The 26055-nt window shown below is 72.5% G+C and carries 18 protein-coding genes; 10 read left to right on the top strand and 8 right to left on the bottom strand.

All coding sequences use genetic code 11. The features are described 5' to 3' along the window. Window positions 1-25 precede the first annotated feature (25 nt). The 3 genes from IE262_RS33095 (at window position 26) to IE262_RS33085 (ending at window position 5444) form a co-directional block, all read left to right on the top strand. Entirely contained in the window at window positions 26-1234 is a 1209-nt protein-coding gene (locus IE262_RS33095; RefSeq protein WP_189878909.1) for an AAA family ATPase, read from the top strand. Then, the gene (locus tag IE262_RS33090) at window positions 1231-3021 is read left to right on the top strand and encodes a VWA domain-containing protein (RefSeq protein WP_189878907.1); all 1791 of its coding nucleotides are present in this window, start codon (window positions 1231-1233) and stop codon (window positions 3019-3021) included. Before IE262_RS33095 ends, IE262_RS33090 begins: the two co-directional genes overlap by 4 nt. Window positions 3022-3119: 98 nt before the next feature. Then, entirely contained in the window at window positions 3120-5444 is a 2325-nt protein-coding gene (locus tag IE262_RS33085; RefSeq protein ID WP_189878905.1) for an ATP-binding protein, read from the top strand. A 26-nt stretch (window positions 5445-5470) separates the two neighbouring features. On the opposite strand, the gene IE262_RS39875 is transcribed toward IE262_RS33085, so the two are convergent. Together IE262_RS39875 and IE262_RS33075 are read right to left on the bottom strand one after the other, a co-directional pair. Continuing rightward, entirely contained in the window at window positions 5471-7093 is a 1623-nt protein-coding gene (locus tag IE262_RS39875; protein ID WP_229877724.1) for a serine/threonine-protein kinase, read from the bottom strand. Between the two features lie 187 nt (window positions 7094-7280). Then, the gene (locus IE262_RS33075; RefSeq protein ID WP_229877722.1) at window positions 7281-8675 is read right to left on the bottom strand and encodes a helix-turn-helix domain-containing protein; all 1395 of its coding nucleotides are present in this window, start codon (window positions 8673-8675) and stop codon (window positions 7281-7283) included. A 214-nt stretch (window positions 8676-8889) separates the two neighbouring features. Between IE262_RS33075 and IE262_RS33070 the strand changes: the two genes are divergently transcribed. Continuing rightward, a complete protein-coding gene (locus IE262_RS33070) occupies window positions 8890-9633 on the top strand; it encodes a DUF4232 domain-containing protein (RefSeq protein ID WP_189878902.1) in 744 nt (247 codons plus the stop codon). A 68-nt stretch (window positions 9634-9701) separates the two neighbouring features. Here IE262_RS33070 and IE262_RS33065 read toward each other — a convergent pair whose 3' ends face one another. Continuing rightward, window positions 9702-10226, bottom strand: coding sequence for a hypothetical protein (locus IE262_RS33065; protein WP_134034263.1), 525 nt, complete (start codon window positions 10224-10226; stop codon window positions 9702-9704). Window positions 10227-10465: 239 nt separating this feature from the next. Between IE262_RS33065 and IE262_RS33060 the strand changes: the two genes are divergently transcribed. The 3 genes from IE262_RS33060 (at window position 10466) to IE262_RS33050 (ending at window position 13680) form a co-directional block, all read left to right on the top strand. After that, complete coding sequence (locus IE262_RS33060; RefSeq protein ID WP_229877720.1) at window positions 10466-11044, top strand: YceI family protein; 579 nt, start codon at window positions 10466-10468, stop codon at window positions 11042-11044. A 145-nt stretch (window positions 11045-11189) separates the two neighbouring features. Then, window positions 11190-13193 carry an aconitate hydratase gene (locus IE262_RS33055; RefSeq protein ID WP_229877718.1) on the top strand — a complete coding sequence of 668 codons (2004 nt, stop codon included), beginning with the start codon at window positions 11190-11192 and terminating at the stop codon, window positions 13191-13193. A gap of 52 nt (window positions 13194-13245) precedes the next feature. Further along, a complete protein-coding gene (locus IE262_RS33050) occupies window positions 13246-13680 on the top strand; it encodes a patatin-like phospholipase family protein (protein WP_189878899.1) in 435 nt (144 codons plus the stop codon). Window positions 13681-13749: 69 nt separating this feature from the next. Here IE262_RS33050 and IE262_RS33045 read toward each other — a convergent pair whose 3' ends face one another. After that, window positions 13750-14817, bottom strand: coding sequence for a hypothetical protein (locus tag IE262_RS33045; RefSeq protein WP_189878897.1), 1068 nt, complete (start codon window positions 14815-14817; stop codon window positions 13750-13752). A gap of 398 nt (window positions 14818-15215) precedes the next feature. Here IE262_RS33045 and IE262_RS33040 point away from each other — a divergent pair, with 398 nt between their 5' ends. Then, complete coding sequence (locus IE262_RS33040) at window positions 15216-15983, top strand: hypothetical protein (protein ID WP_134034275.1); 768 nt, start codon at window positions 15216-15218, stop codon at window positions 15981-15983. A gap of 229 nt (window positions 15984-16212) precedes the next feature. Here IE262_RS33040 and IE262_RS33035 read toward each other — a convergent pair whose 3' ends face one another. Next, window positions 16213-17664: a hypothetical protein gene (locus tag IE262_RS33035; RefSeq protein WP_189878895.1), complete on the bottom strand. Its 1452-nt coding sequence runs from the start codon at window positions 17662-17664 to the stop codon at window positions 16213-16215. A 6-nt stretch (window positions 17665-17670) separates the two neighbouring features. Further along, on the bottom strand, window positions 17671-18144 hold the full coding sequence (locus IE262_RS33030; RefSeq protein WP_189878893.1) for a hypothetical protein: 474 nt from the start codon (window positions 18142-18144) through the stop codon (window positions 17671-17673). 391 nt (window positions 18145-18535) lie between these two features. On the opposite strand from IE262_RS33030, the gene IE262_RS33025 reads away from it, so the two are divergent. Continuing rightward, window positions 18536-22381: an nSTAND1 domain-containing NTPase gene (locus IE262_RS33025; RefSeq protein WP_189878891.1), complete on the top strand. Its 3846-nt coding sequence runs from the start codon at window positions 18536-18538 to the stop codon at window positions 22379-22381. Between the two features lie 19 nt (window positions 22382-22400). On the opposite strand, the gene IE262_RS33020 is transcribed toward IE262_RS33025, so the two are convergent. After that, window positions 22401-23303 carry a hypothetical protein gene (locus IE262_RS33020; RefSeq protein ID WP_189878889.1) on the bottom strand — a complete coding sequence of 301 codons (903 nt, stop codon included), beginning with the start codon at window positions 23301-23303 and terminating at the stop codon, window positions 22401-22403. A 451-nt stretch (window positions 23304-23754) separates the two neighbouring features. Continuing rightward, the gene (locus IE262_RS33015) at window positions 23755-25113 is read right to left on the bottom strand and encodes a COG1470 family protein (RefSeq protein WP_229877716.1); all 1359 of its coding nucleotides are present in this window, start codon (window positions 25111-25113) and stop codon (window positions 23755-23757) included. 256 nt (window positions 25114-25369) lie between these two features. On the opposite strand from IE262_RS33015, the gene IE262_RS33010 reads away from it, so the two are divergent. Beyond that, on the top strand, window positions 25370-26041 hold the full coding sequence (locus IE262_RS33010; RefSeq protein ID WP_229877737.1) for a helix-turn-helix transcriptional regulator: 672 nt from the start codon (window positions 25370-25372) through the stop codon (window positions 26039-26041). The last annotated feature ends 14 nt before the right edge of the window (window positions 26042-26055 follow it).

The raw sequence follows: 26055 nt of genomic DNA, 5'->3' as shown, positions 1-26055 counted from the left end.
GGGCGTTACGGGCAAGGGGTTGAACGTGCACGCACAGCACGCGCAGGACGCGCAGGACACCGCCAAGAGACTGCGGGCGATCAGCGACGAACTGTCGGACCGTTTCTACGAGCGCGCTGACGTGGTGCGGACGCTGGTGGTGACCCTGCTGGCCGGGCAGCACTCGTTGGTGCTCGGCCCGCCCGGAACGGCGAAGTCCGAGATGGCCCGGGAGCTCACGGGCAGAATCGAGGGGGCGGCCTACTGGGAGATCCTCCTGTCGAAGTTCACCGCGCCGACGAGGATGTTCGGACCCATCGACGTCGCCGCGCTGGCCCAAGGCGAGTACCGCCAGGTCTACGACGGCCGCGCCACGACCGCCCATGTCGCGTTCATCGACGAGATCTTCAAGTGCTCCACGGCCGCGCTGAACGAGACGCTGGGCTACCTCAACGAGCGCATCTACCACCCCGAGAGCGGCGGCGAGCCGATCCGCTGCCCCCTGATCGGCGCCATCACGGCAAGCAACGAACTGCCCGGCGAGGAGGACGCGGCCGCGATCTACGACCGCCTGCTGGTGCGGATCGAGGTCGGCTACCTGGAGGACCCCTCGAACTTCGCCGCACTGGTCCGCTCCGCCGTCAGCCGCCCGGCGCCACCGGCACGCACCACCGTCGAACTGGCCGCGCTGCGGCACGCCGTGACCGAGGCCGTCCCGGCCGTGGACGTCCCCGACGCGATCGTGGATGCCATATGCACACTGCGGGCCGCCCTGCGCCGCAAGGAACTCGTCGCCTCCGACCGCCGCTGGCGGCAGGCGGTGGGCCTGCTCCAGGCGTCCGCGTACCTCGACGGACGCCCCGCGGTCGCCGAGACCGACCTGCCGGTGCTGACCCATGTGCTGTGGGACTCGCCCGCCGAACGCCCGACCGTCGAACGCGAGGTGCTGCAACTGGTCAACCCCGACGCCAAGGAGGCCCTCGACCTCGCCGACGCCATCGAGGAACTGGAGGCCCAACTCGACGCCATGGCCGGGCAGTCCCGCGAGGCGCTGAGCGAGTGGGTCATCAAGAAGGCCCACAACAAGCTCGCCATGGCGGGGAAGCGCCTGGAGAAGCTGCGCGAGGAGGCGGCGGGCGCCGGCCGCTCCACCGCCGCCATCGACCGGGTCACCGGCCGCCAGCGCGCCGTCCGCGCCCGCGTTCTCACCGAGGCCCTCGGGGTGGACGCGAGCACGGTGCAGGCCCAGCTGTGAGGGACAGAACAGCACCGAGCAAGCTCAACGAGCCGACGAGCAGGGCCGGGAAGCGGGTGGGCCTGTCCGCCTCCGCCGCCGCACCCGACCGGCACACCGCGGCCGTGGTCGCGGACCGGTTCGACCGGATCACCTGGCGCGACACCTACGAACAGTCGGCCGGACTGCGCGATCTGTCCAAGGAACTGAGCGGACGCCACGACTACACCACTGAGGACCTCGCCTCTGACCCCACCACTGCCCTCACCACCGATCTCACCACCGACCTCCTGACCGACGCGTTCCTCGCCGCCTACAAGGTCAGCCCGCGGTTGCGCGAGCGCGCGGAGATGGACCCCTCCCGGCTGGTCAACCACCAGATCATCAGCGCACTGGTGGAGTCACCGGAGTTCGCCGAGCTGCACCGCGAGACGGCCGGCGACCCCTACGCCGCCGCCATGGCCGTACTCGCCCAGGCCGCCGCGCTGCGCCGGATGCTGGAGCACTCCCGTCAGGCCCAGGACCAGGCCGAGCAGGCGAAGAAGGCCCAGCAGGACGCCCGAGCCGCGGCGACTGCCGTGGGCGAGGCGCTCCAGCAGGCCGCCGACGAGGCGGACCGGTCCGACGGGGACGGCACCGTGCCGACCCCGGCCGCCGACGCCGTACAACAGACAGCCGAGACGGCCGAGACGGCCGAGACGGCCGAGACGGCCGAGACGGCCGAGACGGCCGAGACGGCCGAGACGGCCGAGACGGCCGAGACGGCCGAGACAGCCGAGACCGCCGAGACCGCTGCGGCAGCAGCGCGGCAGGCCGCCCAGGCCGCCGATCAGGCCCTCACGGCAGCAGCCCCCGGAATTCGGGCCGCCGCGCGGAACGCGGCGGCGAAGGCCGCCGAGGCCGTACGGCAGGAGACCGCGCTGATGCGGGCATGGGGCGTTGCTCCCGGCGCGCTGGAGCGGATGCCGTTCGACCAGCGCGCCCGGCTCGCCGAGCGGCTGCGCACCGGCCGTCTCGCGCAGTGGGCCGAACTGATCGGCCGGTTCCGGCAGATGGCCGGCGGTGAGCGCGCCCGCAAGGTGGAGAACGCCACCGGGGAGTTGGTCGGCGTCACGCTCGGCAACGATCTTTCCCGCGTCGTTCCCTCGGAGCTGGTCCATCTCGGCCTGCCCGAACTGCGTGCGGTGTTCGCCGTGCGTTACGCCGCCGGGGAACTGATGCTCTACGACAGCCAGGGAGAGCAGGCCACCGGCAAGGGCGCCGTCATCGCGTGCGTGGACACCTCGCACTCCATGTACGAGGCGGGACCCGGCGGAATCACGAGGGAGGCGTGGGCCAAGGCCTGCGCCCTCGCGCTGCTCGACCAGGCCCGCCACGCGGGGCGCGATTTCGTCGGCATCCTGTTCTCCGCCCCCGGCAGGCTCCAGGTCTTCCGTTTCCCGGCCGGCCGGCCCGCCGGCATCGACCGAATCCTCGACTTCGCGGAGACCTTCCTCGGCGGCGGAACCAGCTACCAGACGCCGCTGTCAGCGGCCGGCGAACTGCTGGAGGAGGAGTTCAACGACGCCGCCCGCACGCGCGGCGACATCGTGATGATCACCGACGACGACTGCGGCGTCACCGAGGAGTGGATGCGCGGCTGGAACGACGCCAAGCACCGGTTGGGCTTCCGGGTCTTCGGCGTGGTCATCGGCGCCCCGCGCGCGGCCGAGGCCGACTCGGCCCTCCAGGCCTTGTGCGACAACCTCCGTTCCATCGAGGACCTCACCGACGTCCACGCCGCCGCCGACCTCTTCCGCGTGATCTGACCCGGTCGGTCGCGGCGTGGAGCGGGTACGAAGCCGAGTCCTGGGCGACGGCCTCGACTTCGCGGGAGCCAACCTGAGCCGAGTTATATGTTGTGACCATGACGACGGGGGCTTCGCACAACGGAACGTCGGCCGTAGGGGTGCCGGTCCCGCTCACCGCCCTGGTGGGGCGGCGCGGCGAGGTCACCGGGATCAGACGGCGGCTGACCGCGTCCCGGCTGGTCACGCTCACCGGCGTCGGCGGAGTGGGCAAGACCCGGCTGGCCTTCCAGGTCGCCGCCACCGTCGTGGACACGTTCCCCGACGGAGTCCACACCGTGGAACTGGCCGCTCTGCGCGACGGGAAGCTGCTCGCCCAGGGCATCGCGGGCGCCCTCGGCCTGCGGGGAGTCTCCGCCCGCGACCTGCACGACGTCGTCGTCGAACACCTCCGTACCCGACGGCTGCTGCTCGTCCTGGACAACTGCGAACACCTGATCGACGCCTGTGCGGGCACCGTGGACGCCCTGCTCAGGGCCGCCCCCGGACTGAGCGTCCTCACCACCAGCAGGCAGGCCCTCGGCGTCACCGGTGAACAGGTCGTTCACGTACCGGCGTTGGCCACTCCGGAACCCGGTGGCCGGCGCTCGGCGCGGGACATCGGCCGGTTCCCGGCGGTCGCCCTGTTCGAGCAGCGGGCCGCCGCCGTCCGGCCCGGCTTCACCGTCGACGCGGAGAACGCCGGCGCCGTCGCGGAGTTGGTGCACCGGCTGGAGGGCCTGCCGCTGGCGATCGAACTCGCCGCGGCCCGGATGCGGACCCTCACCGTGCCGGAGATCCTGGCCCGGCTCGACGACCGTTACGCGCTGCTCACCCTGGGCAGCCGCGCCGCCCTGCCGCGGCAGCGCACCCTGCGGGAACTGATCGGCTGGAGCTACGCGCTGTGCACCGCGCGGGAACGGGCGCTGTGGGAGCGGGCCTCGGTCTTCGCGGGCGGCTTCGACCTGCCCGCCGCTGAGGCCGTGTGCTCAGGGGACGGCCTTCCCCGGGAGGCCGTGGTGGACGCGGTCGACGGGCTGGTGGAGAAGTCGGTGCTGATCCGGGAGGAGGACCGGGAGGAGAACGGCGGCCGGTCCCGGTACCGGATGCTGGAGACCATCCGCGAGTACGGGCGGGAACAACTGGCCGGTGAGGACGGTGAGGTGGCGCGCCTTCGGCGGCGCCATCGCGACTACTTCCTGGACCTGACCGTACGCGCCGAACGCGAGTGGTTCGGGCCCCGGCAGGCCGAGTTGCTCACCCGGCGGCGCCACGACCACGCCAATCTGCGCGCGGCGCTGGAGTTCTGTCTGGAGACACCGGGCGAGACGGCCCAGGGGATGGTCCTGGCCGTGGCGCCGCGCCACTACTGGATCACCCTCGGTTCCCTGGAGGAGGGCCGGCACTGGCTGTCACGGCTGCTGGAGGCCGGCCCGGCCGCGGACCCCGGCCGGGCCGCCGCGCTGGCCACCCGGGCCTACCTGGAGATTCTCCAAGGGGCCGTGGAGGACGCCCTGCCGATCCTCGACGAGGCCCGGTCGGCCGCCGAACAGGAGGGTGACCGGGCCGCCTCCGCCTGGATACGGCACCACCGGGGCGTTGTCGCCACCTGGCGCCAGGAACTGCCGGAGGCCGCCGCGCTGTTCACGGCGGCGGCCGCCGGGCTGCGCGCCCTCGGCGACGTCGGCGGTGCCACCGAGTGCACGATGAAACGCGCCCTGGTGGCCGCGGCCCTCGGCGACGGGGCGCTCGCGGCCCGGCTCGGCACCGAGTGCGAGGCCGTCACGTCCGCGCACGGCGAGTCCTGGGTCGGCGCGCTCACCCACTTCGTACGGGCGCTGGCGGCGTGGACCGACGGCGACCACGGCACCGCCGCGGCCGAGGCCCGGACCGCCGTACGGGGGCTGCGGCCCTTCAACGACTGGTGGGACATGGCCATGTGCGTCGAACTCGTCGCGCAGAGCGCCGCCGCGGCCGGCGACGCCCACCGGGCCGCCGAACTCTTCGGCATCCTGCACACCCTGTGGAAAACGATCGGCGGGACGCTCTCCGCGCCGCCCTTCCTGCTCGACTCCCACCGCCACCACGAGAGCGCCGTCCGCGAGAAACTCGGTGCGAGGGCGTACGACCGCGCGTACCGCTCCGGGGCGGGCCGGCCGGTGCCGTCGGCGATGGCGTACGTCCTGGGAGAGGAACAGGCCGACGCGCCCGCCCGGGTGCTGACCCGGCGCGAGGGTCAGGTCGCCGACCTGGTGGCCGCGGGCCTGACCAACAAGGAGATCGCGGTCCGGCTGACGATCACCCTGCGTACCGCCGAGAACCACGTCGAACGCATCCTGGCCAAGCTGGGCTTCCGCTCGCGCACCCAGCTCGCCGTGTGGCGGAACGAGCAGGGGGACAACTGACGCCTGACAGGTCCGCCCTGCCGGTCTCATGACGTCTCCTGCCTGGTCATGCGCTGGGGGTCGTACCCGCTGCCGACCTGCAGCGTGGAGGCGGACAACAAGGTCAGGACCTCCGTGTCGGAACCGGTGGGCGAACCCAAGCAGAAGTCCGTGCTGCCTCCGGTCACACCCGCGTTCGCCACGGCGATCCGGGTGGACTCGACGACGGTGAGCCGGAGGTCGTACCGGCAGATGAGCTGGGCGGACGAGAGGGACATGGTGCCGACGACGGCGCCGACCCGGCCGTGGCGCAGGGTCATCGTGATGGTGGTGTCGTCGCTGGTGGGATCCACGGTCAGCTTGGTCTCCCAGGTACCGACGAATCCGTCGGGCACCACCGACGGATCGGCCGTCCTGTCCGGCTCCGGCTCCGGCTCCGGCTCCGGCTCCGTCGCCGTGGCCGTGGCCGTCGCCGTGGTGTCAGGCGGGCTCGTGGCCTCGCTGGTCGTCGGTGAGGTGTCCGGTGTGCTGGTGCCCCCGGCGTCCGACGAGGTGTCCGCGCCGTCACTGAGAACGCCGCTCGACCACACCCCCCAGGCGGCGGTGGCGGTGACCAGGGCGGTGACGAGCGAGGCCGTAAGGGCTGCCGCCCTCCGACGCGGCCGCCGGGGCGGCACCGGGTAAGCCGCGGAGTAGGCCGCCGGGTAGGCCGCCGTCGGCGGATACGGGGGAGGTGCGGGGCGGGTGAACGGCGGGTCCGGCGCCGCCGGCGCGTCCAGGTCGAGCAGGTCGGTGGCGAGCCGCGCCACGGACTCGGCGAGCGCGGGCGGCAGCCAGCTCCCCTGCCGGACCGTGGCGTCGGGATCCGGCAGCAGCCGCTCCCGGACCTGCTCCGGCGTCGGCCGCCGGTCCGGGTCCTTGTCCAGGCAGGCGGTGACGACGTCCCGCAAGGTGTCGGGCAGACCGTCCAGGTCGGGCTGCTCGTGCCGGATGCGGTAGAGCAGCGCCATCGCGTCCATGCCCTCCCCGAACGGGTTCCGGCCGGTCGCGGCCGTGGCGAGCACCGCGCCGAGGGAGAAGACGTCGCCGGCCGGTCCCACGCCCTTGGCCGCGGCCTGCTCGGGGGACATGTAGGCCGGTGAGCCCATGATGTGCCCGGACCGGGTGAGGGCGGTCGCGCCGCCGTCCAGCGCCCGCGCGATGCCGAAGTCGATGAGGTGCGGGCCGTCCAGGGACAGCAGCACGTTGGAGGGCTTGATGTCGCGGTGGACGAGGCCCAGCCGGTGCACGCTCGCCAGCGCCTCGGCCAGACCGGCGCCCAGCGTGCGCACCGTGGAGGCGGGCAGCGGCCCGAACTGCCGTAGCGCCTGGGCCAGGTCGGGGCCCGGGACGTAGGCCGTGGCCACCCACGGCTGCGGGCCCTCGGTGTCCGCGTCCAGCACCGGCGGCGTCCAGGGCCCGCTCACCTTGCGGGCGGTGTCGACCTCCTTGCGGAAACGGTGCCGGAACTCCTCGTTGTGCGCGTACTCGTCGCGGATCAGCTTGACCGCGACATTGCGCCCGCCCGACGTCCGCCCCAGGTAGACCGTCCCCATACCGCCGCCGCCGAGCCGCGCCAGCAGCCGGAACGCGCCCATCCGGCGTGGATCACCCGGTCCGAGTGCCTCCATCCCTGTTTCCGTCTCCCTCTTGCACCGTCACGGGCCGCCACCGGCCGTCCCGTCCGCAGGGGCAACCGGCGTACCGGCGCCCTCCAGTTGGTCGTGACACGAGTCTCGGGACTGGGGTGAAGCATCCGCCACGGGGGAACTACTCAAAAACCGGCTGCCCACCGGCAGGTGACACACCGCCGGGCGCTCAGCCGGGAATGTCGGGCTCGTACTCGTTCCGCCCCCACTCCGAGGAACCGATCGGATAGGTGTACGCGGGCCGTCCCACGTTCCCGCTCGTCCGGAACGGCTTGCCGTTGTTGTCGATGCGCACGGTGCCCTGCCGGTCACCGCTGGACCAGTCCAGCTCCAGGTACCAGCTCACGTTGTGCGTCCGCGCGTCCGCGAAGACGTAGAAGACCTCGGGATCGGACTCACTCACCTTGTACGGGAAGTCGCGCTGACCGGCCTTGGGGGAGATCGCGGGCCGCCCGGCATCGAGGTCCACCCCGAACGACGCCGTCCCCACGCCCCCACCGCACCCGACGCCCATCGCGTAGTCGTTCCAGGCGAGCGGCCCGCTCTTCTCCACCACCCGCACATGCAGTGCCTCCAGGACGACGGTGGCCCTCCCGGTGCCCTGCACGGTCAGCGCGATCATCTGCTGCCCGGCGGCGACCCCGCCCAGCGCGGTGACCCACCCGCGTGCGTCCGGCTCGCCCGGCGGCGGAGGCACCTGCTCGGGCTGCCGGTCGACCAGGTAGTGCTGGCTGCACGGGTCTTCCCACTTGTACGGATTGACGGCGACGGTGGGTGCGGTGGCGCCGTCCTCGAAACCGCCGCCCTGGGCCGCCCCGCCCCCACCGCCGCGCGAGGGGGAGGCGGAAGCCGGGGGACGTCCGGTGCGCGAGGCGGACGGCGAGGTGGACGGCGAGGAGGAACGGCCCTTCGCGTCGGCCGACCGGGATGCGCCGGGACTCGCGTCGACGGACCGGGAGGCAGCCACCCCGGTGGCCTCCTTCCCGCCCCGTTCGTCATCGCCCTCGCCGGACACAAGATTCACCACGAGCGCGGCCGACACGAGGGCGGCGGTCACGGCGACCCCGGCGAGCACGACGGTACGCGTACGCCGCCGCGCCACGGGAGCCCCGGTCAGCGGCCGCCCCCCGCCCGCGGGACCGGACTCGGCCGCCCCGGCCTCCACCGCCTCGGTCCCGGCCTCCACCGCTCCGGTCCCGGCCTCCGCTGCTGCCCCGGACCCGGACCCGGACCCGGACCCGGACTCCGCCGCTGTCCGCGCCCGCGGTTCCTCCTCCGCAGGGGCCCCGCCCGCGGCCACTCCCGCGGCCCCGCCCGCCTTCTGCCCCCGCCGGGCATCCGCGAGAACCCACCGCCGGTGCAGTTCCACGAGCTCCTCGGGCGTGGCCTTGCACACCCGCGCGAACCGTTCCACGGGCGCGTAATCCGTGGGTACGGCATCCCCGTTGACGTACCGGTGAAGCGTCGACGCACTCGTGTGCAGCCGCTTCCCGAGCACCCCGTAACTGAGCCCGGACCGCTCCTTCAACCGGCCCAACAGCTCCGAGAATTCGTCTCCCGCCACTGTTCCGCTCTCTCTCCATGTCCCGGGACCCCGTTCCAGGGGGAGGTCATTCCCCCAGGTCAGAGCTATCGCAGGCGTTCCAGCGTCCCGGATACCCCGGCAGTCGTGGCGGTCGGGACGGATCACCTCACAAGCTGGGGTCATCCAAGCACGCCGCTCCCGGCAACCGGAGAAGCGGCCCGTCCCAACGCCCGTACCGCACAAGGGGGATCCCATGTCCACACGTACCCGCCGCACCCGTATGTTCGCCGCTGCCGCGCTCGCTGCCGCCGCACTGACGCTGACGGCGTGCGAGGACGGGAAGGGCGTCGTCGACGAGGGGGCATCGACAGGATCCGCGTCCACGTCTGCGTCCCAGGACTCCGGCACGTCCTCGTCCGAGGAGAGCGGGGGAACCTCCACCGGGGCGGGAGAGTCCGACCCGGGAACGGGCGGCGCGGCCGGTTCGGGCGGCACAACGGGTTCCAAGGGCTCGTCGGGCTCCACGGGCTCGTCGGGCTCCACGGGCTCGTCGGGTTCCACGGGCTCCAAGGGCGCGGAGTCCACCTCGACCCGCTGTTCCACCACCGCCACCCGGACGACCGCCACGGAGGTCTCCCGCCCCCTGAACCACCTTCTGCTCACCGTCACCAACACCGGCTCGAAGAACTGCGACCTCATCGGCTATCCGGCGGTCCGGTTCAGCGAGGCCCAGTCCGTCCCGCCGGCGTTCGAGGACTCCAAGCCGCAGGCGGTGGTCACGCTGGCCCCTGGTGAGTCGGGCTATGCGAGCGTCCTTCTCTCGGCCGTGGACGGCAGCGGCTCGGGCGGCTACACGGCCAAGTCCCTCGCGGTCTACTTCGACAAGGGGGCGAGCGCCGCCGCCCACCCGTCGCTCCCCGGCAAGGGCGTGCACGTCGACGACTCGATCCGGGTCTCGTACTGGCAGTCGACCATGGCCGACGCCCTGGCCTGGTGACGCGCGCCCAACGCAGCCGCGCAGAAGGGCCCGGCGGTGCCACCGCCGGGCCCTGGGAGGTGGCTGGGTCAGCAGCCGCCGCAGTTGTAGTAGAGGACGTCCCAGTGGTTGCCCTCGTCGGCGTAGATGTTGCCGGCGCCGGACTGGTACTGCGGGGCGCCGTCGCCACGGACGCCGATGTAGGTGAAGTTGCCCTTGATGTAGTTGGTGATGCAGGTGTTCTTGCCGTAGTCGAGCTTGTAGCCGTTCCAGTGGGAGTAGGTGCCGCTGGCGTGGCCGGTCTCGGTGCCGCCGGTGATGTTCAGCCCGCAGCCGGAGGACTGCTTGAGGGTCTGGGCGCCCTGAGCGGTGGCGAGGTTGAGCTGCTCGAAGGACGTACACGTCGGGTTGTTGCGGTCCGAGCAGCCGCCGGACGACGACCAGGTGATGCCGACCGAGCGGAACATCGAGGTGGCGGTCGAGTGGGAGATCTTGGTGACGGCGGCGACCTGGGCACCGTCCTGGGCGGCGAGGGCGTCCCCGGCGCCGGCGAGGACGGCGAACCCGGGTGCGACGGTGAGGGCGAGGGCCGTGAGAGCGGAACGGATCTTCATGGCGGGACCTTTCCTGCGGTCGGGCCGTGCTTCTTATGGGGCGACTGTGGGGGGCGCATGGAGATGGTGCCCGAGGTCTACGCGGGTTGACCAGAGGGCAAAAAGAGTTGATTAAGCGTCAGATCCTGGGCGGCCCCCGTGACATGCGCGACCGCGCGGCCGGACCCCCCGCGTCGGCCCTGCCCGCGTACCTCAGGGCGCGGGCAGCGCGGACATGACGTACGGTCGATCCTGTGACGGTGAGTGAGGGAACCTACGGCCTCGGGCCACAGGCCGGCCGGCTGCTCGTCAGGACGAGCCGTGCCGGGCTCGGCCGGAAGGCGGGGCACGACCTCACGATCGAGGCGACCCGGTGGTCCGGGACCGCGGTGGTCGTCGCCGGCGACCCCGGGAAGTCGTCGGTGACCGTGACGGTCGAGACGGGGTCGCTGAGCGTGCGGGAGGGGACCGGAGGGCTCAAGCCCCTCAGTGACAGCGACAGGGCGGAGATCGAGCGGACGTTGGAGAGCCCCGCACTGCTGCACACCGCGGAGCACCCCACCATCACCTTTCGCTCCACGAGCATCACGGGAACGTTCGCGTCCTTCGAGATCACGGGGGACCTCACCCTCAAGGGCCGGACCCGTCCGGTGACCGTGCACGGGGGCGGCGACGGGGACGGGATGGTCTGCGGCTGGGCGACCGTCACCCAGTCCGCCTTCGGGATCAAGCCGTACACCGCGTTCCTGGGCGCCCTCAGACTGGCCGACGACGTCCGGATCGAGTACGCGGTGACCAGGCTCGAACCGCTGCCCGGCTCCGGCCCGGCACCCGAGTAGCCACGACGGCTCCGCACGGTCGGCCGCTGCCGGGGGCCGGACCTGCCCCTGCCGGCGCGCCCGCGCCGGGCGCGCTCGCCCGACGACGAGGCGTACCGGCTGAGATCAGTTGCCGCGCACGGGCCGGGCGCGCAGTCTGGGCCTTGTGACGGTCTCCCACGGCACGCTGGCACACCGGCTGATCGCCGAGCATCTCGTCGACGGCCGGATGGAGCCGGGCTGCCAGATCGGGCTGCGGATCGACCAGACGCTCACCCAGGACGCCACTGGCACGCTGGTCATGCAGGAGCTGGAGGCTCTCGGCCTGGACCGGGTGCGTACCGAGGTCAGCGTCCAGTACGTCGACCACAACCTGCTCCAGGCGGACGAGCGCAACGCCGAGGACCACGCCTTCCTCCGTTCCGCCTGCCGCCGCTTCGGCATCTGGTACTCCAAGCCCGGCAACGGCGTCTCGCACCCCACCCACATGCAGTACTTCGGCGTTCCCGGCAGGACGCTGGCCGGCTCCGACTCGCACACCTGCGCCGCCGGGTCGCTCGGCATGCTCGCGCTCGGCACCGGCGGCCTGGAAGTGGCGCTCGCCATGACCGGACGGCCCCTGCACCTCACCATGCCGGAGATCTGGGGCATCCGGCTGACCGGCCGCCTGCCGGACTGGGTGAGCGCCAAGGACGTGGTGCTGGAGATGCTGCGGCGGCACGGCGTCAAGGGCGCGGTCAACCGGATCCTGGAGTACCACGGGCCGGGCCTGGCCGGTCTGACCGCCATGGACCGGCACGTCATCGCCAACATGGGCGCCGAGCTCGGCGCCACCACCTCCGTGTTCCCCGCCGACGACGCGGTGCGCGACTTCCTGCGCGCCGAGGATCGCGAGGCCGACTACCAGGAGCTCGCCGCCGAGCGGGACGCCGTGTACGACCTCACCGAAGAGATCGACCTCTCCGCGCTCGAACCCCTCATCGCCCGCCCCACCTCGCCCGGCAACGTCGTACCGGTGCGCAAGGTCGCGGGAGAACCCGTCGGGCAGTCCGTCATCGGCTCCTCCGCCAACCCCGGGCTGCGCGACTTCGCCATCGCGGCCGCCATCGTCGCCGGCCGCCAGACCCACCCCGCCGTCAGCTTCGACGTCAACCCCACCACCCGCGAGATCCTCGCCGACCTCACCAGGACGGGGTACACCTTCGACCTGATCGCCGCCGGGGCCCGTATCCACCAGGCCGGATGCCTGGGCTGCATCGGCATGGGCCAGGCCCCCGTCCCGGGACGCAACAGTCTGCGCACCTTCCCGCGCAACTTCCCCGGCCGCTCGGGCACCGAGGACGACGCGGTCTGGCTGTGCTCCCCGGAGACGGCCACCGTCTCCGCTCTCACCGGCGAGATCACCGACCCCCGCGAGTGGGCGGCCAAGGAGGGCGTTCCCTACCCGCGCCTGCACCTTCCCGGACGCGCGTCGGTCAACCGCATGACGCTCGAACCGCCGCTTCCGCCCGAGCAGGCCGCCCGCGTCGAGCTGGAACGCGGACCCAACATCTCCGGCCTGCCCTCCTTCGACCCGCTGCCCGACGTGCTGGAAGGGCCGGTCCTGCTCAAGTGCGGCGACAACGTCTCCACCGACGAGATCTCCCCCGCCGGGGCGAGAGCGCTGCCCTACCGCTCCAACATCCCCAAGCTCGCCGAGTTTACCTTCACCCGCATCGACCCCGACTACCCGCGCCGTGCCGCTGAACTCGCCACCGACGGGCGGCCCGGCCCGCACTTCGTCCTCGCAGGGGACAACTACGGCCAGGGCTCCTCACGGGAACACGCCGCCATCACCCCACGCCACCTGGGCCTGCGCGCCGTCATCGCCCTGTCCTACGCCCGCATCCACTGGCAGAACCTGGCCAACTTCGGTGTCCTGCCGCTGGAGTTCACCGACCCGGCCGACTACCACCGCATCGATGTCGGCGACCGGCTACGGCTGGAGAACCTGCACGCCGCCCTGGCCCCCGGAGCCGAGCCCCTCCTGCGGCTGCACAACACCACCAAGGAGGAGACCTACCGGCTGCGCCACCACCTGCCCGACGACCGCCGCCGCACCGTCCTCGCCGGCGGCATCGTCCCCGCCCTCGCGCGCCGGGACGACGAGCACCGAGGGGGAACCGGATGACCACGGCGTTCGCTCTGTCCGGGGGTGGCAGCCTGGGAGCCGCCCAGGTCGGATGTTGCAGATCGACGGACGGCACCTCATCGACGGTGCCGTGGCCCACCGGACGACGCTCGACCATGCCATCGAACTGGGGGCGGACGAGGTCTACGTCCTGGCGCCGGGCCTTTCCTGCCACCTGTCCGCCGCTCCGTCCACCGTGCTGGCCTTGGCCATCCACGCCTACAACCTGCTGGAGGAACAACGCATGGCCGCCTCCCTCAGGGTCGCGCCCGCCCGGATCCGGCTGCACGTGCTGCCGTCGCCGTGCCCGGTCGAGATCCTTCCCATCGACTTCCGGCAGACCACCTACCTGATCCAGGCGGCCACGGACGCCACCGGCCAATGGCTCGCCGGCGATCGACGCACCGGGCCGGGCACCACGCACGCGGAGGGCGGCACCCGGCCGGGCATCCGGCCGACGAGCCGCCCCCGCTCCGAGCCCGGCTGAGCCGCGGCGCCGGCTGAGCCGCGGGCGGACGCCGATGGCCGGACCGCGACGACCACCGTGCCAGTGGTGCTACATCGGTGCGCGTTCTTCGACCGCGTTGATGACCGTCCGGCGCTGCTGGTGACGCCGCTCGTACTCCAGGGCTTGACGGGCCACGTCGTCGGGGACGTCGCGCAGGTGCAGCTGGATGTGTTCGGGATCCATGGCGTCGTATCCGGGCCAGGGCTCCGGCTCGCGCAGGCGCTCGATGGAGTTCAGCACTCCCCGGCGGCCCGCGTGCGTCCGCTCGTAGCCCTCGATCACCGTCAGCTCACGCTGGGACAGGCCCCGAAGACTCTGCTGGATCTCGCTGACGCCGAGCTGGCTGAAGCCGGGGATGGGAAGGTCCCGTTCCCGGGTGCCCATGCCCTGAACCTCGTTGGCCGCGCCCGTCGTGTCGGGCATCTCCCACCAGGCACCTTCGGCGGTCGCCGCCATGCGCCTGGTGCTGGTGCGCAGCGCGGCCCGGAACGGCTCCAGGGCGGTGCGTACCGCGCGGGGGAGGGCGACCAGCAGCCCCTCTCGTTCGCCGGGTTGGAGCCGCGCGGGGCGCTGCCCGGAGGCGACCGCCGCCACGTCTCGGGCGCGCTGGCACACACGGTCCTCAAGGGCTTCCAGCAGCTCCTCGTTCTGGTGGCGCATCAGGGCGAGCAGGTCGGCGGTTTCCCGGTCGTCGAGCTGTTCGGCGATGCTCTGGCCGGCCCGGCAGGCGGCCAGCGCCCGGGCCGCGGCCGCGTATTCGTCCTGTGCCTTCCTCAGCAGCTGGCGCTCGTCGCCCGGTGCCTGGCCGCGCAGCAGCCCGGTCACGACCGTCATGCCGACCTCCATCGGCAGCACGGACACCCGAAGGGCCCTTCCGGTGACATCGCGGACGATCCGGCGGGTGTCGTCCACCAGACCACCGGGCCGGATCTGCCGTACACGATGCTCGATGCGTTCGAGGTTCTGCTCGGTGTCGGCGGTCTGACTCTCCAGCTGCTGCCGGTGGACCCCCGGGGGTGTGAGGGTCGCGTCGGAACGGAAGCGGTCGGCGACCGAGGCATGCGCCTCGCAGGCGTCTTCCAACGCCGGTACGAGCACGTCCGTCATCACTGCCATGAGCTGCTCCCTGAAGGGTGAGAGGCCGCGGCCCGCCAGTGCCACGCGGAAAGGGCCGCACGACGGCCGCACGACGGCCACGGACACGATCGATGCGGCCGGAACCATCCTGTGCACGCCCGCGGCGGTGGTCTCCTGGCGAGCAGGGGCGTCGTGCGGCGGTTCCAGCGTCCACACCCGTGCGATCCCGGGGTTCCGGCCGTGGATGCGGCCCTCGCGTGGGGTTACTGCATTCGGGTGAATCGCGTGAATCGCCGGGGCCGACCGCGACGTCACCCGAGGTCTGCCGGTCCGCCACGGTGACCGTGATCCGCCCGCAGCGAATAAGTGTTCGACCGGTAGAGTCGCGACCTTCGGCCGGCGGAAGCCGTACGGAGTCCCCGAAGGCCGGGCGCATCATGCATCTCGTCGACCATCCGGCACGCCGCCGCCTCAACGACGCCCTGGAAAACCTCTCCGTCACCTTCCACGGCATGACGGCACATCCGGACGAGTACAACTGTGACTGCCACTGGGGCAGCGCAGAGGAACTCTCCCTTCTGAAGACGCCGGACGTGGAACTGGACCCGGACCTCCTGCGCCGCACCTGGAAGGCCGTCGACTGGACCGATCACGCGGCCGTGCTGCGCCGCATCCTGCCGCAGTTCGCCACGGTGCTGGTCGCCGGCCGCGCGGACCCCCTGTTCGGACTGGAAGAGGCCGGTTGCTCCTTCGCCCGCGCCCGCTGGCAGCAGTGGCCCGGCGATCAGGCCGGTCCGGTACGCGAGTTCCTGCATGCCTGGTGGGTCCAGAGCCTCACCGATCCGGACGCGGCCGTCCCGGCGCACGAGGTCTTCGCGATGTGCGCCGAGGCGTCGGGCACGCTCCGCCCCTGGCTTGCCGACTGGGAGGAGCAGACCGGGTCCCTCAGCGACCGGCGTCTCGCCGAGGCGGTCGCGGAATGGGAGTACGAGCTCCTGGGGGACAGCCTGCCGTGGAGCGCCGACTGGTACGAGCACGACGAGGAGCAGATGCGCGCCGAACTGGTCGCCTGGCTCCTCGGCCACGCCGCGGTGCGGCTCCGCGCGTCGGGCGCGTCGGCGGATCTGCGGCACCGGATACGGCTGCTCGGGCTCACGGGCGAGGCCCGCTGGACGGACCCGCACTGGCCCGGCCACCGCTACTGACGGCCGACGGGGGCGAGGGCTCCCGCCGGCCGCACACCCGTTCCGGCGCGACGCCGGGCCTCAGCGGGGCGCCGAGGTGCCGCCCCACCGGCGGGCGAACCGCTGAGCCTGTGCGGGCGAGGTCGCAGTTGCTGGTTTGGTGGTTGGCCATGGCGGGCCGAGGTGTCCCTCGTCAGGGTGGAGTTCGTGACACCGGCGGCCGCACCGGCTTGTCAGCCGCAGAGCGTGTTCACCGTTGGACGACCGGACGGAACGCGTTCCTCACGTCGGACTTGGAGGAGGTGACCAGTTGGTCGCCCGGCCCGAGGTCGTACGTGTAGTACTCGTAGTACAGGGAGCTCGGGCAGCTGCTGCCGCTGATCTGCACCGAGCGCGGGTCGATGCGCTTCCCGGTGCGCAACTCGAAGACCTTCAACGGGATCTTGGCTTTGTAGAAGGTCACTCCATAGGGGAGGTACTTGGACTTGGGGTTCTCGTAGTAGCACTTCTCGACGGCGGCCCCGTTCTCCGCGGTGCCCGCGCAGACCACGAGCGCGGCCTTGGCCGGGTCGCCCGTGCGCCAGTCGCGGGGCAGCCCCTCGGTGTACTCGGTGTCACCGAGGAACAGGGCGCGGTTGAACCCCTTGCGGTAGGGCGGGGCGCCGCTGTACTGGGTGGGCGTGTCGCAGTAGCCGGACTCCGCGTCGGACGTCCTGCTGATCAGACTGCGTACCCGGTCCAGTTCGATGGCGAGGGTGGCCTTCCGCACTCCGTTGCGTGCCCGGTCCGCGCGGGTGTCGTCCGGGTACGCGTCGAGGAGGTCCTGGTAGCGCGCCAGCGCCTCCGACCAGACGTCCTCGGCCATCATGTCGTCGCCGCATCTCACCAGCGCGCCGGGTTCCGTACGCGCCGCGGTGTCGGCGGAGCGGTCCAGTACGTCGCGGGTGGGCTCGCGGTCGCGGAGCCAGCCGGCGATGTCGGCGGTGTGGCAGGCGTCCTCGGTGGGCAGGCCGTCGAGGAAGGCGTTCAGGGCCGCGTGGACGGTCTGCTCGTTGCCGGGCTCGCGCAGCACGCCGGCGAGGATGCCGAAGCCTCGCTCCAGGGCCTCGGTGTCGCCGTCCCGTGCCGCGCCGGCCAGCGTGGACGCGGCCCGCTCCAGCCGGTGGCACATCTCCACCACCGCCTCGCCGGGTTCGACCACCGGTGCGCCCGCCAGACGGTGCCCCCACCCCACCTCGCCCTGCGCGGCCACGGCCGTCGCGCAGTCGCCGCCCGCGCGGGCCTCGTTCACGCGGTCCTCGATGCCGTACGCGTCGACGCGCACCAGCACGGCGGTCAGCAGCACCAGGACGGTGACGGCAAGCGTGCCCACGCGCTGCCCGCGCCGTACGACGTGCTCGGCGTGCCGGCGCGCCAGGAACCAGCCGTGGGCGATGCCGGCCACCCACCACAGGAGCAGCAGGATCTCGCACCAGGTCTCGGCGGTCGATGCCGTGAGGTTGAGCAGCCAGCCGGTGCCGATCAGGGCGACCGCGGCCGGCTTCCAGCGGCCCAGCAGCAGATAGCCGATGCCGAGCAGCGTGGCGTTGCCGAGTGCCGCGGCCACCGGATCGGCCGGGCGCGGCGCCCTGGGCGGGGTGGGAGGCCGCGGCGGCTCGCCGGGCGGACCGTAGGGGCTGTGCGCGGAGGCCAAGGAGTCCATGGGCCGTCACCCCTGAAGGTACGTGGGCGCGGAACCGCGTACGGAGAGGTAGTGGCGGCCGGTCCTGCCGCACACCAGGCTCAGCGCCGCCACATCGAGACCGGCGATCACGAACACCGCGAGGCTGGGTGCCCCGGAGGCCAGTGAGCCGAGGAAGCCGAAGACCGTCGACAACGCCATGAAGGACAGGCAGACGATGAGCACCACACGGATCCAGGAGCGGCGCCCCCGGGCCAGTACGACGCACCCGAGCAGGAGCGCCGCCAGCCCCCAGCAGAACAGCGCCGTGAACCAGGCCAGGGCCCACGGCAGCATCAGGTCCTGCCCGTGCTCTTGCCTGTTCTGGTTCTCCTCGATGACCGCCCAGCCGCCGAAGACCGCGCCCAGCGCGTGCACGGCGACGAGGACGAGGACGAGGACGAGGGCCTTGGGCATCCGTACCGTCTCGGTCGCGGCGTTCGGATTCGGAGGACTCTGCATGGCGGTTCACCTCTCGTTTTCGTTGTCCGGCAGGTCGTGGAGGGCGGCCGGCCCCCAGCCGTGCCTGTGCGGGGCAGGAGGCGGTCCGAGCCCTCCCCCCTGTGCCGAGCTCGGACCGCGCCGCGGCCCGTCCCGGCCACGCCCCCCAGGTATTCGACTGCCGTACGGGGTTGTTCAGCAGGCCCTCCCTCGGAGCCGAACAACCCCGGAGACGCCAGGAGGGCGAGGTGGCCGGGAGGAAGTGTGAGGATCGAGTGAACTCCCGGGTCGTAGCCGCGGATTCGTCGACCGTTTGCTTGCGGCCGCCTCCGCCGCTTCCTACCGTGGGTGCCCGGGTGGGCGCGCTGGGTGATGGCCCGGCGGCGGGGGCGTACGAAGGCAGGGCGGGCACGTGTCGGTACAACCAGGACCGGGGCGCACAGAGGGCGAGCTGGACCCGGAGGCCGGACCGGTGCCCCGGTTCGCCGCCGAGCTGCGCGCGCTGAGGGAGGCCGCGGGCAGACCCACGTACCGGGCGATGGCCCAGCGGGCGCGGTACGGGGTGACCGCGCTGTCGCAGGCGGCGGCCGGGAAGCAGCTGCCCACGCGCGCGGTGACGCTCGCCTACGTGAAGGCGTGCGGCGGTGACGTGATCGAGTGGGAGCGGCGCTGGCGTGAGGTGTCGGACGAGGTGGCCGCCGAAGCCGCCGCCGAGGAGACGTCCCGGCCGCCGTACCGCGGCCTGACCCGGTTCGAACCGGGCGACGCCGAACTGTTCTTCGGCCGCGACCAGCTCGTGGAGCGGCTGACCGAGCTGAACCGCAAGCACCGCTTCACCGCCGTCTTCGGCCCTTCCGGCAGCGGCAAGTCCTCGTTGTTGCGAGCCGGCCTGATCCCCCGGCTGCGCACCCCGGGCGACGGCGACCGCGAGGCCCCTCCCGCGGCCGTACGGATCCTCACCCCCGGCGCGGACCCGCTGAACACCCACGCCGACCGGCTCCGGCCCGTACCGGGCACCGACGCCGACACCTGGCTGATCGTCGACCAGTTCGAGGAGCTGTACACCCTCGGCGCCGACCCGGCCGACCGCGACACCTTCATCGACCGCCTCGTCGCCGCCACCGACGCCGACAGCCGGCTGCGGGTCGTCATCGCGGTGCGGGCCGACTTCCTCGGCCGCTGCGCCGAACACCCCGGCCTCACCGCGGCGTTGCAGGACGCCACGCTGCTCGCCGGGCCGATGAGCCGCACGGAGCTGCGGGAGGCCATCGTCCGCCCGGCAGCCGCGGACGGACTGATCGTCGAACGCGCCCTGACCGACCGCCTCCTGGACGAGGTCGAGGGCGCACCGGGCGGACTGCCGCTCATGTCCCACGCCCTGCTGGAGACCTGGCGCCACCGCAGCGGCCGCGTCCTGACGGTCGCCGCGTACGAGGCGGCCGGCGGGCTGCACGGCGCCGTCGTCCGTACGGCCGAGCAGGCGTACGGTGAACTCACGGCTCACCAGGCCGAATTGGCCCGCCGTATCCTGCTCCGTCTGGTCGCCCCCGGCGACGGCACACCGGACACGCGTCGCCCCACCGAGCACGGGGAACTCGACTTCGGCAGTCCCGCCGACACCCGAGTGGTCCTGGAACGCCTGGTCCGAGCCCGTCTCATCACCTTCGACGACGGCACCGTCGACCTCGCCCACGAAGCCCTCATCACCGCCTGGCCCCGCCTGCGCGCATGGATCGACGCCGAACGCGACCGGCTGCGCGTGCACCGCTCGCTCTCCGAGGCGGCCCGCACCTGGCAGGCGCTCGGTTCGGAGAGCGCCGCGCTCTACGCCGGTTCTCGTCTGCACGCCGCCCGCGACGCCTTCCCGCAGGACGCCGCACCGGACGACCCCGAGCACCGTCGCGGCGACGAACTCACCCCGCTCGAACGCGAGTTCCTGGCTGCCTCCCTTCGACGCCGGCGCCGCGGGGCGCTCCTGCGCAACACGGTCGTGGCCGTACTCGCCGCGCTCGTGCTGCTCGCCGGCGGCACCGCCGTCGTCGCCCTCCAGGCGCGCGCGACCGCGCAGGCCGAGCGTGACGACGCCGTATTCGGCCGTATCACCGCCGAGGCCGACCGTGTCCGCGAGACCGACGCGGGGCTGGCCGCCCGACTCGACATCGCCGCGTACGGCATGCGCTCTACCCCGGACCTGCGGACGCGGCTGGCCTCGGACGCGGGCCGGGTGCAGGCCACCCGGCTGCCCGGCCACGACGGTGTCGGCAGCTCCGTGGCGTACGCGCCCGACGGCCGCACCCTCGCCAGCGGCGGCCACGACGGCACGGTCCGGCTGTGGAGCACCGCCGCGGGGCCGGGCTCGGCCGCCGGGCCGCTGGGCGAACCGCTGCGTCTGCGGACGGGAAGGGTCGGCGCGGTCGCCTTCGCGCCGGGGGACGGCGACCTGCTGGTGGCCACCGGCGAAGGCGGCGTCATCCAGCTGTGGGACGTACGCGACCCGGCGCGGCCCCGCGCCGTCGCCCGGCCGCTGGTGAGCCACAACGAGCAGAACATCGTCTCCGCCTCGTTCGCCCCCGACGGCCGGACCCTGGCCACGGCCGGCGACGACGGGACCGTACGGCTGTGGGACCTGCGCGACCCGGCGCACCCCGCTCCGCTCGGCGAACCCGCCCAGGCCGACGACTCCGAGGAAGGCAGCGTCCGCGCCGTCGCGTTCGCCCCGGACGGGAACACCCTGGCCACGGCCGGCTTCGACGGGACGGTACGCGTGTGGCGACTGGGCAAGGACGACAGGACCGGGATCGCACCGCTCGGCAAGCCGCTGCGCGCACACACCGAGCCCGTCTGGACGCTGGCCTTCTCCCCGGACGGCCGGACCCTGGCCACGGCCGGCTTCGACGAGACCGTACGGCTGTGGGACGCGTCCGACCCCGGCAGCCTCACGTCGTTGGGCGAACCGCTCACCGCGCATACCGCGGCCGTCATGTCGGTGGCGTTCAGCCCCGACGGCGAGACCCTGGTGACGGCGGGTGAGGACGACGCGCCCCTCCTGTGGAACGTGGCCAACCCCGCCTATCCGCAGCAGCTCGGGGAGCCGCTGGCCGGTCACACGGAGGCCGTGTGGGAGGTGGCGTTCGGCCCGGACGGCCGCACCCTGGCCAGCACGGGTGCCGACGGCGGTGTCCTCCTCTGGCACCGGCCGCCGACCGTCCTCACCGAGTTCACCAACCCGGTGACGGCCGTCGCCTACAGCCCCGACGGCCGTCTGCTCGCCGCTGCCAGCACCGACGACGGCCTGGTCCGCCTGTGGGATGTGCACAGGCCGGACCGCCCGCGCCGCATCCCGCGGCCGCTCACCGGCCACGAGGACGCGGTGCTGACCGTCGCGTTCTCCCCGGACGGCCGTACGGTGGCGAGCGGCTCACAGGACGGCACCGTACGGCTGTGGGACGTCTCCACCCCCGAACGTCCTGCCCCGCTCGGTGAACCGCTCCCAGCGCACGAAGGCGGCACTCTCGCCGTGGCCTTCTCCCGGGACGGCCGCACGCTGGCCACCGGCGGCGAGGACAACGCGGCGCGCCTGTGGGACGTACGGCGACCGGACCGTGCACGGCCGCTCGGCGAACCGCTGGCCGGCCACACGGACGCCGTCACCTCCGTGGCCTTCTCCCCGAACGGCCGCACGCTGGCCACCGGCAGTGAGGACAACACGGCGCGCCTGTGGCACGTGGGCGGCGGGGCGCCGGTGCGGCCCGCGGGCGATGTCCTCACCGGGCACGTCGCGGAGGTCGCCGCGGTCGCCTTCGCCCCGGACGGGAAGACCCTGGCGACGGGCAGCGACGACCGTACGGTGATGCTGTGGGATGTGGAACACCTCGACCGCGCACGTCAGGTGGGGGAGGAGCTGGCCGGGCACCGCGGGTCGGTCACCTCCCTGGCCTTCGCCTCGGACGGCAAGACGCTGGCGACCGGCAGCGGCGACCACACGGTCCGCCTGTGGGACGTGGCCGACCCGGCCCGCGCCGAGCCCGCCGGCCAGGAACTCACCGGCCACATCGACACCGTCACCTCCGTCGCGTTCAGCCCGGGCGGCGACACCCTCGCCTCCGTCGGCTACGACCTGACGGCCCGGGTGTGGATCCTGGACCCGGAGCGCGCCGCGGCCTACGTCTGCGACCGCACCGGCGGGGTCCTCAGCCGCACCGAATGGAAGGAGCGCCTGCCGGAACTCGGTTACCGGGAGGCGTGCGAGGGACCCTAGGGGCCGCCGCCAGGGGCACTCAGGGAGTGGTGAACTTCAGCACGGCCCCGTCCTTGTTGTGCGCGACGACGGTCGCCTTCAGGTCGTCACCGAATCCGGCCTCACCGCCCGCGCCACCGAGCTGCATGAGGGTGCCCGCCGTCTGGAAGGTGACGTAGTCCTTCCCTACGGAGACATGCACGTTCACCCCGTTCGCGGTGATGTCCGCCGTGGAGGTCACCAGGACCTCGCACGCGCCGTCCGAGCACGCGTCGGTGTTCTTGCCGTCCGCCGCCTTGGGCAGCGGACCGGTGGGGTCGGGCGAGGGCGACTCCGTCTCCTCTCCGGGCTGCCAGCCGGGGGCACACTGCTCGGCGCTCTTGTACGCGGCCGCGAGCCGCGTGTCCTTCTTCGTCAGCGCGGGCAGGTCCGGCTCGGGTGGGGTGAGGGACTGGACGAGCCTGTCGACGTCCGCGGTACTGCCCTCGGTGTCCTTGAAGGCATCGCCGGGGGTCACCCCTTCGAGCCCCGTGACGACGCCCCTCACCTTCTTCAGCCAGGCATCGCGCAGCCGGTCAGCCGCGGGAACGCCCGAGGAGTCGAGATCCTCCAGGTCGCTCTCCACGTCCTCCACCGCCTGCGGTGTCCCGGCGAGGTAGCCGGCGGCCTTGGCCTGGGCGGTCAGATCGGCCTCGCCCGAGTTCCGGATCTCCTTCAGATCCGCCGCGCTGTCCGCCCGAAGACTGCCGATCGCGGCCGTCGCTTCGCACATGCCGCCAACCCACGCCACCAGTTCCTCCGACGGCGGTGGCGTCGCGGTCGCCTTCGCCGCCCCCTTGCCCGACGCCTCGGCATCCTCGTCCGTCCCGCCGCCACCCCCGCAGCCGCCGAGGACCAGTACCAGCCCGGCGGCCACCACGGCCACGCTCCCCGCCTTGACCATCCAACGACCTTTCTCCGTACCGTGATCCGGCCTGCGCGGGCCGGAAGCCGGCACCGCAGGCACAGTCCAACGCGGTACGGATTGTTCAGTCACCCGCTCGGCAGCAGTGAACAAATGCAGGTGGCCGAGAGAACGCCCACCGAGTCATCAGCCGAGTGGTGACGTACCAACCATGGTGCTCGGCGGTGCGGGGCGGGCGGCAAGCCCTGGTCGCCGTCCTGGACGGCGAAGGGGTCGCAGCGAGGATCCGATCTCCTGCGAGGCCGGTGGGCCGGTGGGAAGTGGATGGGTGGCTGGCACGGCGTGGGCACGACGCGGGGCGGGACCGCTTCCTCCCTCGGCCGGGTGCCGTTTTTCAGTCCCATGGTGCTGTTTTCCGGACGGAGCATGGCCAACTTCTGGCACATACACCTAACGCAGATCGACAATTCTTCGAGGCGTGAGGACGCAGTTACTGAGTGATACGACTGAGCACACCACTCACGTTCAGGACCTCGTGGCACCCCTGCGCCCGACGGCCGGTGGCCGGTGTGCCGGGTTTCTCACAGGTCACTTCGACGGTCACGGTGTCGTTCTCAGGGATCTTGATAGGGGTCACCCAGTGATAGTCCTGATTACGGAAGGTCTCCAGCGCGATCGTGGTGATCTTGCGATCGCCGAACGTGATCGTCAACAGCCCTTCGTCGCCCTGGAAGTTGGCTACAACGATGTCCGTGACCCCGAAGACACTGCCCTCGGGCACCCGGTAGGTACCGGTCTTGGTCTCCCCACCGGACGTCTGCACGTCGATGGTCTCCGAGCTCTGCTGACCACCGCCGACCGAGCTGTCACCGCCGGCCGGGCTGCCGTCGCCGCCCGCTCCGGGCGGCGCGCCCGTCCCCCGGTCGCCGGGACTGGCGCCCGAACCGGCACCGGCACCGGAACCGGTGCCTGGAGCCTGCCCCGCCGCTCCCTGCTCCCCGGCGGGCGAGGAACGCCGCTGGACCGCCTCGTCGGCCGCTTCCTTGGCGGCACTGCGCACCGCCGGACGGACCAGTGCGAACCAGGCGAGCAACAGAGCGAGCAGCGCCGCGAGCACCACGAGCAGCCACCTGGGAAAGACCGGGATCTGGACGAACTCGGCGTCCAGCGGCGCCCGTACGGCGGGCTCGTCCCGCCGGGGCTCCTTCTGGTCCCCGGAGTCGGTGGTGTCCACCGTGTCCACGGTGAACGGCCACACCACGGGGGTGCCGAACCATACCGGCTTGCCCGTGCGGACACGCAGGCCGGTCTCCGCCGACTCACCGGGCTCCAGCTTCCGCTCCGCGGGGCTGAAGGCGAACCCCAGCTCCTCGCCCGCCTGGCCGGCGGTGAAGCCCACCTCCACCGGCGAGTTGCCCTGGTTGCGAACCGCCAGCCGGTAGCGGCCGCGCAGCCAGCCGCGCCGACGGCGCGGGGCCAGCTCGGTGTGCAGCTCGCGGAACTCCTCGACGTGCACGATGGTTTCGAGAACCCTCACCGACTCGGGGTGCTCGGCCGGCAGGACCCGCACTCCGAGGGGCATCTCACCGGCCCGGATCTCCGGAGACCGCGGTGGCTCCAGTCGGATCGTCACCGTTTCGGAGGTGCCGGGATAGAGAGAGACCCGTGCGGGTTCCACGGTCGTCCAGGGGGCGCAGTCCCCGACGACCTCCAGGTTGTACGCCTCGACGATGTCGCTGTCGTTGCGGACGGTCAGACTGGTCGTGGCGGTGTCACCCGGCGCCACCGTCACCGCCGGGATGCCGAGGCCGGGTGCATCGGGACTGGAAGAGGCTGCGGAAGGCGTCACGCCCTCACGGTAGGACCGCGCCCGGACCGCCACGACAAGCGCGAGGGCAACGTCCGGGCAGTCGCGGTGCCCTGGAGGCCAAGGACAACTCTTCGGCGCCGGTGAGCCGTTGATACGGCTCGCCGCCTCGCGCGCGCCGCCTTCCGGCGGTCGCCACGCCCCCTGCATCATCCCCTTTTCGAACCCTTGAGGCAGGTAAGCCCTTATGTCCAGCGCAGAGAAAGCCGGACTGGCCATGTCCGCGACCACGTCACGTATGCCCGCTCCGGCTTGGGCCATGCAAGGAACCTCCCGTTCCGATCGTCCCGACCGAGTGACCGTGGCCGTCTACGCCGCCGATCCGGTCCTTCGCTTAGGCGTCGTCCAGCAGTTGCGTCAGCGTCCCGAGGTCGAGCTCCTCACCGATGTCGACGCGGAGCGGGCCCAGGTGTCGCTGGTGGTCGTGGACCACGTCGACGACGACGTGGCAGCCCTGCTGCAGCGGCTGCGGCACAACACCGCCACCCGCACGGGCCTCGTGGTCGCCACCCTCGGTTCCGGCTCGCTGCAACGCGTCATCGAGTGCGGTGTGGCGGCGGTGATGCGGCGCGCCGAAGCCGACCAGGACCAACTCCTCGGCCTGGTCCTGGCCATAGCCAACGGTGAAGGCGTGCTGCCCGGCGACCTGCTCGGCAAGCTGCTCACCCACGTGGGCAGCCTCCAGCGCTCGGCGCTCGACCCGCGCGGCCTGTCCTTGTCAACGCTGACCGCGCGTGAGGCGGACATGCTGCGCATGGTGTCGGAGGGCCTGGACACCGCGGAGATCGCCCGCAAGACCGCGTACTCCGAACGGACCGTCAAGAACGTCCTCCACGAGGTCATCACGCGGCTGCACCTGCGCAACCGGGCCCATGCGGTCGGCTACGCCCTGCGCAACGGGCTGATCTGACGGGATGACCCGCC

The sequence above is a fragment of the Streptomyces bluensis genome (genome assembly GCF_014650715.1).
GTDB classification, from domain to species: Bacteria; Actinomycetota; Actinomycetes; order Streptomycetales; family Streptomycetaceae; genus Streptomyces; species Streptomyces bluensis.
This window is presented reverse-complemented; position numbering and strand designations above follow the sequence as displayed.

Excerpts from the sequence above, each read along its gene's own strand:
- IE262_RS33010 (WP_229877737.1), top strand. The coding sequence starts at position 25,370 with ATGCCCGCTCCGGCTTGGGCCATGCAAGGAACCTCCCGTTCCGATCGT.
- IE262_RS33070 (WP_189878902.1), top strand. The coding sequence starts at position 8,890 with ATGTCCACACGTACCCGCCGCACCCGTATGTTCGCCGCTGCCGCGCTC.
- IE262_RS33030 (WP_189878893.1), bottom strand. The coding sequence starts at position 18,144 with ATGCAGAGTCCTCCGAATCCGAACGCCGCGACCGAGACGGTACGGATG.
- IE262_RS39875 (WP_229877724.1), bottom strand. The coding sequence starts at position 7,093 with ATGGAGGCACTCGGACCGGGTGATCCACGCCGGATGGGCGCGTTCCGG.
- IE262_RS33050 (WP_189878899.1), top strand. The coding sequence starts at position 13,246 with ATGTTGCAGATCGACGGACGGCACCTCATCGACGGTGCCGTGGCCCAC.
- IE262_RS33065 (WP_134034263.1), bottom strand. The coding sequence starts at position 10,226 with ATGAAGATCCGTTCCGCTCTCACGGCCCTCGCCCTCACCGTCGCACCC.
- IE262_RS33045 (WP_189878897.1), bottom strand. The coding sequence starts at position 14,817 with ATGGCAGTGATGACGGACGTGCTCGTACCGGCGTTGGAAGACGCCTGC.
- IE262_RS33040 (WP_134034275.1), top strand. The coding sequence starts at position 15,216 with ATGCATCTCGTCGACCATCCGGCACGCCGCCGCCTCAACGACGCCCTG.
- IE262_RS33020 (WP_189878889.1), bottom strand. The coding sequence starts at position 23,303 with ATGGTCAAGGCGGGGAGCGTGGCCGTGGTGGCCGCCGGGCTGGTACTG.
- IE262_RS33035 (WP_189878895.1), bottom strand. The coding sequence starts at position 17,664 with ATGGACTCCTTGGCCTCCGCGCACAGCCCCTACGGTCCGCCCGGCGAG.
- IE262_RS33085 (WP_189878905.1), top strand. The coding sequence starts at position 3,120 with ATGACGACGGGGGCTTCGCACAACGGAACGTCGGCCGTAGGGGTGCCG.